Genomic DNA, 7,847 nt, shown 5'->3' with positions numbered 1-7,847 from the left:
CGGCTGATCGACGCCGGGTTGTGTCGACGGCGCGAGCGGGCGGGCCGGCGGGTCGATCCCACCGGTGGTGGTGCCGGGGTAGGTGCTGGAAGCCTGCGGGAGATCCATCCCGGTGGAGTCGAGAACACCGGCTGCCCAGAGTAGATCGTTCCCGGTGGAGCCTGTTTCAGGGATGCCCGGGTTGGGCGTGGCGGCGGTCTGCGGCGGAGCAGCCAGCCGTGCCCACGGCCTGTGAGCGTCACGAGGAGTCCTGATAGTCGTCGGCCTGAAAGCCGACGGTGTGTCCCCCAGCCCGACGGACGGTGCCGTGGCGGCTGCCCCGAGCTCGACGGTTTGCTCATCATGGCTGCTGGCCAGGGCCATGCCGGTCAGCAGGGCGGAGATCCCGGCGATGGAAGCGGTACCCGTGACGACTAAGCGGCTGCGACCCTGCCTGGCGGCGACGTCCCGATGTGCGCCACGGCGGGTGCCAGGCGAGCGCCTGTCATCCGACTGCGTTCCGCCGGTACCGGAGCCGAATGCCTCCGGCACCGGTGTGCCCGTCGCTCGTCCCACGGAGCGGATCGCCGTCCGCTCCTCACGCCCCCCGATCCCCTGGACGCCGGACGTGGTGCGCCCCGTGGTCCAGTCGCTGCGCCGCGCCGAGGCGCTGAACGGGATCGGCCCGCTCAGCGTGTCCAGTTCGCCGGAGTTCCTCAGCTGCTGACGGGGGATGAACATCGCTCCCGGCCGTGACGGCACCGGTTCGGGGAACGTCGGTGTGACCGGTTGCGATTTCGGACGGGCGTCGCGTTTCCGGAAGATTCGTGGCGATCTGACGGGTTCGATCACCGTGGAGCTGTCGGAGACCATTCCGCTGACAGCCGCCTGTCTGCTGCTCGGCGCGCTGGTGACTGCGGACGCACGGTCGAAACCGGTTCGGTGTGGGTCGGCTGCCGCCTGCTTCCGTGAGTGCCGGCCGGCGGAATGGTTACCCACGGCCCACCTCGCCTGCCGCGGGAAGTGATACCCGGGGAGAAGTCCGTCGGGTCTGCCGGCAATGGAACGATCTGTCCTGCATTGTTCCTCCGGATCGGTAGCTCACGGTAGCCCCCGAGCCCCAGCACCCGCCCGACCGGTACGGAGATCCAGAAAGGCGGATTCGGGATGCCAGACGTGGTACGGATCCTAACGTACGAGTCGCAGATATTCCGACTATATGCAGACAACGCTTCATCAAAGGTGCTATTCGGACCGCAGAGCGACCTTCAGGCGACCCGGACGCGAAAAATCATGGCTACGCAATCTTCGGCCCGCTGAGTTCCCTGAAGTCTCCGAGTGTGCGCAAAACCACGGTCACGTGCTATTCGGCCGGCTGGGCTCCCGGGGCCTGCGAGCGCGCGAGAAACCACGATCGCGCGCTCTTCGGCCCCGCTGGGAATCGACCGGCGTCCTAGGAAACCGTCCAGGTGTCGCCGCTGCCCAGCAGCTGCATCAGGTCACCTTCGCCCTGGCGGGTCTGTGCGTCGGCGATCTGGCTGTTGAGCTGCTCGTCATAGGTGGGGACGTCCACGTCCCGGAAGACCCCGATCGGCGTGACTCCGGTGGAGCTGCCGGTGACCCGCGACAGCGCGAACGCCAGGCTCGGCTCGGTCGCGTGGACGTCGTGGACCAGGACGCCGTCATCGGTCGCGGCGCACACCTCCAGCTCGCCCGTGGGGCCACGGCGGATGCCCTTGTCGCTCTCCGCGCCGAACACCAGCGGCTCGCCGTGGTTGAGACGCAGGGTCGCGTCGTCCTTGGACGAGCGGTCCTTCAGGCTGTCGAACGCTCCGTCGTTGAAGATGTTGCAGTTCTGGAAGATTTCCACGAAGGCCGAGCCGGGGTGGGCGGCGGCCGCACGCAGCACCGAGGTCAGGTGCGCGCGTTCGGAGTCGATCGACCGGGCGACGAAGGACGCCTCGGCGCCGAGCACCAGCGAGATCGGGTTGTAAGGCCGGTCCAGCGAGCCGTATGGGGTCGACTTTGTGATTTTTCCCACTTCTGATGTGGGTGAGTACTGCCCCTTGGTCAACCCGTAGATCTGGTTGTTGAACATCAGAATCTTGATGTTGACGTTGCGGCGGAGCGCGTGGAGCAGGTGGTTGCCACCGATTGACAGTGCGTCACCGTCTCCGGTGACAACCCAGACCGACAGGTCCGGCCGCGAGACCGCGAGACCGGTGGCGATGGCCGGGGCCCGACCGTGGATGGAGTGCATCCCATAGGTCTTCAGGTAGTACGGAAAACGGGAGGAACAGCCGATGCCGGAGATGAACGCAATGTTCTCGCGGGCGATCCCGAGCTCCGGCAGGAATCCCTGGACGGTGGCCAGGATGGCGTAATCACCGCAACCGGGGCACCAGCGCACCTCCTGGTCGGAGGTGAAATCCTTGCGGGTCTGCGGTCGGTCCGCGACGGGGATGAGATCGAGTAGCCGGTTGGTGATACCGGCCTGGTTCGTCGTGACGGTCACTGGTTAATCACGTCCTCCAGGACACCCGCCAGTTCGGCGGCCTTGAACGGAAGCCCGCGGACCTGGTTGTAGCCGATGGCGTCGACCAGGAATTCCGCTCGGACCATGGCCCTGAGCTGACCGAGGTTCATCTCGGGAACGAGGACCTTGTCATAGGCGCGCAGCACTTCGCCGGTGTTCTCGGGAAATGGGAAAAGGTGGCGCAGGTGTGCGTGGGCGACATGCAGGCCCTTCGCGCGGACGCGCCGGCATCCGGCCGCGATCGGCCCGTAGGTCGAACCCCAGCCGAGGACGAGCACCCGAGCCTGACCGGAGGGATCGTCCACCTCAAGGGCTGCGATGTCGCGCGCGATACCCTCGATCTTCGCCTGGCGCAGGCGCACCATGCGGTCGTGGTTCGCCGGGTCGTAGGAGATGCCACCGGAGCCGTCGGCCTTTTCCAGACCGCCGATGCGGTGCTCCAGCCCGGGGGTGCCGGGCACTGCCCACGGCCGGGCGAGCGTCTCGCTGTCGCGAAGGTACGGCCAGAACTCCGGACCGTTGTCGCCGGTGTGGTTCGGCCCGGTCGCGAACGCCACCTGAAGGTCGGGCAGGTCGGCCCGGTCAGGCAGCAGCCACGGTTCGGACCCGTTGGCGAGATAGCCGTCCGACAGCAGGATGACGGGTGTCCGGTACTTCGTCGCCAAGCGTACAGCCTCGATGGCGGCGTCGAAACAGTCCGCCGGGGAGCGGGGGGCGATGACGGGCAGCGGCGCCTCGCCGTTACGGCCGTACACGGCCATGCTGAGGTCTGCCTGCTCGGTCTTGGTCGGCAGCCCGGTGGACGGTCCACCCCGCTGGATGTCGACGACGACCAGCGGGAGCTCGAGGGCCACCGCGAGGCCGATGGTCTCGGTCTTCAGGGCCAGGCCAGGTCCTGACGTCGTGGTGACACCGAGCGAACCGCCGAAGGAGGCTCCGAGGGCGGCACCGACACCGGCGATCTCGTCCTCGGCCTGGAAGGTCCGCACCCCGAAGCGCTTGTGCTTGCTCAGCTCGTGCAGGATGTCGGAGGCCGGGGTGATCGGGTAGGAGCCCAGGAACAGCGGCAGTTCGGTGAGCTCGGCAGCGGCGATCAGCCCGTAGGACAGCGCGAGGTTCCCGGAGACGCGACGGTATTTGCCCGGCTTCATCCGGGCCGGCGCAACCTCGTAGACGACGGCGAAGGTCTCGGTCGTCTCACCGTAGTTGTAGCCGGCGCGCAGCGCCGCGATGTTCGCGGCGGCGATCTCGGGGCGTTTTGCGAACTTCTTCTCAAGAAATGCGACGACGCCGTCGGTGGGCCGCTGGTAGAGCCAGCTCATGAGGCCGAGGGCGAACATGTTCTTTGCCCGCTCGGCCTCTTTCTTGTTGACGGTTCCGGCGCTGCTCTCCAGCGCGTTCACCGCTTCGATGGTCATCGACGACAGGGGCACCCGGTGCACTCGGTACTCGTCCAGCGTGCCGTCGGTGAGAGGGTCGGAGGAATATCCGGCCTTTTTCAGGTTGGCGCCGGTGAAGGCATCGGTGTTGATGACGAGGTCGGCGCCGTTCGGCAGGTCCTTCAGATTCGATTTCAGCGCTGCCGGATTCATCGCCACCAGCATGTTCGGGGCGTCCCCGGGCGTCAGAATATCGTGATCGGAGAAATGCAGCTGAAATCCTGACACGCCGGCCGGTGTGCCGGCTGGGGCGCGGATTTCCGCCGGAAAGTCCGGCAGGGTGGACAAGTCGTTGCCGAATGCCGCTGTCTCGCTGGTGAACTGCTCCCCGGTGAGCTGCATCCCGTCGCCTGAGTCACCGGCGAACCGGATGACAACCCGGTCGAGTCGATGGATTTGACGGTCCCTGACCTGGCCTGACACGTTGTGTGACCTCCTCGGGTACCACTTGAGCGTACCGGTCGGACTATTGGCGTGGGCGCAACGTCCCGACGGGGTCAGGTCTGTGTGATGAATATGACACGTGCTGACCGGAGCGGCTCGCCGGCCGTCGAGTGGGGACCGGCGGTAAACGCGCGGGCATCTTCCGGCGCATGCGGTAAAAAGCGAGGGTTCTCACCAGAATATCCGCAAACATTGCGTAAACATTGCGTGATCAGATGTGTCCGCCAGCTTCCTGAATGCTATCAGGAGTCCGTGCCGTGCCGGTCGTGTGGGGAACGCGCGGAGAAAGAGTCCCGCGGCCGATGGGGACGAAGAGGCTTACAGCCGGTGGGGACCTTGCGGCTGGTGGGGGCTTTACGGCCGGTAGGGACGAAGAGGCGTACGGCCGGTGGGGACCTTACAGCCGGTGGGGTTGGGCAGGACCTCCGGTGAGACCATGGCCTGGTGGCCGGGGACGCGGGTGCTGCCAAAGGCGTCGACGCCGCCGCGCAACGACCTGTGGTCCGGACGGCGTGCGCGGGAGGGAAGCCGCGAGTCGGGATCGTCGGCCTCGGACGGGCGGGGAGCGCGCTCGGGACGGCGCTGTCGGACGCCGGCTATCCGGTGGTGGCGGTGCACGCGCGCTCCGTCACAGCATTGGAGCGTGCTCGTGTTCGCTTCCCAGCAGCGTCGGTCGGGACGCCAGCGGCGGTGGCCGAAGCATCCGATGTGGTTATTCTCACAGTTTCCGATGATGTGATTCGGGACGTCGCCGGCGGCATCGCGAGTGCCGGTGCCCTGCGGGCAGGGCAGGTTGTCGTGCATGCCAGCGGACGGCACGGTACGGACGTCCTGCATCCCGTTCTCGCCTGTGGGGCGTTCCGTGCGGCAGTACATCCGATCATGACGTTGAGCGGTGCCGCCGACGACGCGGGCCGGCTGGCGGGAGCCGGGTTCGGGGTGACTGCCGACCCGGGCGCGCAGCCGGTCGTCAACGCGCTCGTGACCGCTGTCGGCGGCCGGGTCGTTTCGGTGCCTGAGCAGGCACGGACGGCCTACCACGCCGCCGTCGTCCTGGGAGCCAACTACTTGGCGACGCTGGTCACAGCCACCCTCGAGCTGCTGGAAACCCTCGGCGTCGGGCAGCCGGCGGACGCTGTCGCGCCGCTGCTGGAGCAGTCGCTGCGCAACGCCCTTGAGCGTGGTCCGGCGGCGCTGACCGGTCCGGTCCGGCGCGGGGACGCCGAGACCGTGCGGGCGCATCTGGGTGCCCTCGCGGCGCTTGATCAGAGGGTGGCGTCGGTGTATGCGGCCCTGGCGGCCCTCACCGTCGACCAGCTCGAGCGGGCGGGACTGGCCGGTGTCGAACTGGCCGCGGGCATCCGGGACGTTCTCGGCACAGCCGGCGGATAGGGGCCCTGGTCAACGGTCCGGCCGAGGATCGCCGGTAGGGATCACTGATGGGGATCCCCGCTGGATCAGCGGAGCCTAAGTCATCGAGTGAGTATGCTGTTGCAATAGGTGACTATATGGGGCGGGAACGCTCCCGGTCGATCCGGGCGTTGCTACAGGCGCAACCCTCGAGACGACAGGACACCGACGCCATGTCCCACCGCTACCTCAACGGGCTCAAGACCGCCGTCCTGCTGGGCGTACTGTCCGCGGTGATTCTGTTTGTCGGTTCCCTGTTCGGGAGCCGTGGCCTGCTAATCGCTCTCATTGTCGCCCTCGGTATCAACGGGGTCTCATACTTCTTTTCGGACAAGCTGGCCCTGCGCGCGATGCGGGCTTATCCCGTCAGCCAGATCCAACAGCCACGTCTGTACGCGATCGTCCACGAGCTCGCGACCCGGGCGCGGATGCCGATGCCGCGGCTCTACATCAGCCCGACCGCGGCGCCCAACGCATTCGCGACCGGCCGTAACCCGCGCAACGCCGCGGTGTGCTGCACCGCGGGAATCCTGGAAATCATGGATGACCGTGAGCTGCGCGGGGTCCTGGGCCATGAGCTCAGCCACGTCCACAACCGGGACATCCTCATCGCCTCCGTCGCCGGCGCGCTCGCGAGCGTCATCGTCTACCTGGCGCACTTCGCCCAGTTCGCGGCCATCTTCGGGATAGGCCGCGGGGACGACGACGACGGTCCGGGCATCCTGGAGATCATGCTGTTCATCGTGCTGGGGCCGATCGCGGCGGCGATCATCCAGCTCGCCATCAGCCGGGCCCGGGAGTACCAGGCCGATTCCTCCGGCGCCACGTTGACCGGCGACCCCCTGGGCCTTGCGCTCGCGCTGCGCAAGCTTCAGGTCGCCGCGACTGCCCGGCCGTTGCCGCAGAGCTCCCAGTTGGCGCCCGTGTCCGCGCTCATGATTGCCAATCCGTTCCGGGGTGGTGGCGTCGGCCAGATGTTCAGCACACACCCGCCGATGGAGCGCCGGATCGAGCGGCTGGAGGGGATGGCCCGGATCGACCCTTACCGTTGAATCCTCGCGAGGAAGTCGTATTCTGAAAAGGCCTGAGCCGCAGGCCCAGAACCTCAGGCTCAGACCTCGCAGCCGCGGAACCTCAGACTCGCGGCGGGGCAAACCCCCAGGCCTCGCCGTGCGGCACCCCGCCCGAAACCCCCCATCGGGCGGGGTGCACCCTTTTTGCGGAATATGTTCCGGGCGGCCGGGCCAACCCTGCGCCCGGCAGCGACCCGGGGACCTGGGCCTCCGCCGACGGGAGAAGCATGATCCCGGCCCTTTGGTCCTTTGGCCGACTGGGAGGGAAGCGGCTACGCTGCTGCGCCGACCGCCTGGGTCGGCCGTCGGCGTACCCATTGCTTCCGGTACCCGTCCAGTACCTGTGGCCGGGCCTGACGCCACCGGTCCGGCGTCCGCCCTGGCGGGACATCCGCTCGTGGAGCGTCGGTCAAGCAGCGCAGATCCATTTCGAAGTCGACCAAGAATTCATGATCAAATATCGTCGAATCATGAAAGTGAGGGAGTGGACGGTCGTGACAGCAGCCGTTTTCGCACTCAATCTCTTGATCAGAACCTCTTAATCGAAACAGGACGTGTGAGTACCTGGCCGGTCCGCTGACGATACTAGCGGTAATTGACGAACTGGAGAGGCAGCCCGAAGTCGGCCTCCTTGAGCATCTGGATAACCCGCTGGAGGTCGTCCCGCTTCTTGCCGGTGACGCGGAGCTGGTCTCCCTGGATCTGGGCCTGGATGCCTTTCGGGCCGTCAGTCCGGATCTTCTTGGAGATCGCCTTGGCCTTGTCGTCGGCGATGCCCTGCTGGACGGTCACGACCAGCTTGTGTTCCTTGCCGGCCTGCGTGGGCTCGTCATGCTGCAGGGCCTTGAGCGAGATGCCGCGCTTGACCCACTTCTCCTGCAGCACGTCCAGCACCGCCTTGACCCGTTCCTCGGTACTCGCAGTGAGCAGGATGGACTCACCTGACCACGCTGCCGACGCTCCCGT

The 7,847-nt window shown here is 67.0% G+C and carries 5 protein-coding genes and 1 pseudogene; 2 read left to right on the top strand and 4 right to left on the bottom strand.

Going from position 1 to position 7,847, the window contains the following annotated elements; genetic code table 11:
• The 3 genes and pseudogenes from DD1DGNOD_RS27455 to DD1DGNOD_RS23190 all read right to left on the bottom strand — a co-directional run.
• A pseudogene (locus tag DD1DGNOD_RS27455) lies at positions 1–978 on the bottom strand (hypothetical protein); the annotation flags it as partial.
• Positions 979–1,432: 454 nt separating this feature from the next.
• The gene (locus tag DD1DGNOD_RS23195) at positions 1,433–2,494 is read right to left on the bottom strand and encodes a 2-oxoacid:ferredoxin oxidoreductase subunit beta (RefSeq protein WP_131768559.1); all 1,062 of its coding nucleotides are present in this window, start codon (positions 2,492–2,494) and stop codon (positions 1,433–1,435) included.
• Positions 2,491–4,377 (bottom strand): 2-oxoacid:acceptor oxidoreductase subunit alpha, encoded by a 1,887-nt coding sequence (locus tag DD1DGNOD_RS23190; protein ID WP_131768558.1) that lies wholly within the window; start codon positions 4,375–4,377, stop codon positions 2,491–2,493. The genes DD1DGNOD_RS23195 and DD1DGNOD_RS23190 overlap by 4 nt, the downstream gene beginning before the upstream one ends.
• A gap of 465 nt (positions 4,378–4,842) precedes the next feature.
• Here DD1DGNOD_RS23190 and DD1DGNOD_RS23185 point away from each other — a divergent pair, with 465 nt between their 5' ends.
• Positions 4,843–5,790: a Rossmann-like and DUF2520 domain-containing protein gene (locus DD1DGNOD_RS23185; RefSeq protein WP_241251797.1), complete on the top strand. Its 948-nt coding sequence runs from the start codon at positions 4,843–4,845 to the stop codon at positions 5,788–5,790.
• 191 nt (positions 5,791–5,981) lie between these two features.
• Entirely contained in the window at positions 5,982–6,860 is an 879-nt protein-coding gene (htpX, locus tag DD1DGNOD_RS23180; protein ID WP_131768655.1) for a zinc metalloprotease HtpX, read from the top strand.
• Positions 6,861–7,466: 606 nt separating this feature from the next.
• On the opposite strand, the gene DD1DGNOD_RS23175 is transcribed toward htpX, so the two are convergent.
• On the bottom strand, positions 7,467–7,847 hold a 381-nt coding region (locus DD1DGNOD_RS23175; protein WP_131771025.1), incomplete at its 5' end, for a DUF520 family protein.

Source organism: Candidatus Protofrankia californiensis, from assembly GCF_900634765.1.
GTDB classification, from domain to species: Bacteria; Actinomycetota; Actinomycetes; order Frankiales; family Frankiaceae; genus Protofrankia; species Protofrankia californiensis.
This window is presented reverse-complemented; position numbering and strand designations above follow the sequence as displayed.

Excerpts from the sequence above, each read along its gene's own strand:
- htpX (WP_131768655.1), top strand. The coding sequence starts at position 5,982 with ATGTCCCACCGCTACCTCAACGGGCTCAAGACCGCCGTCCTGCTGGGC.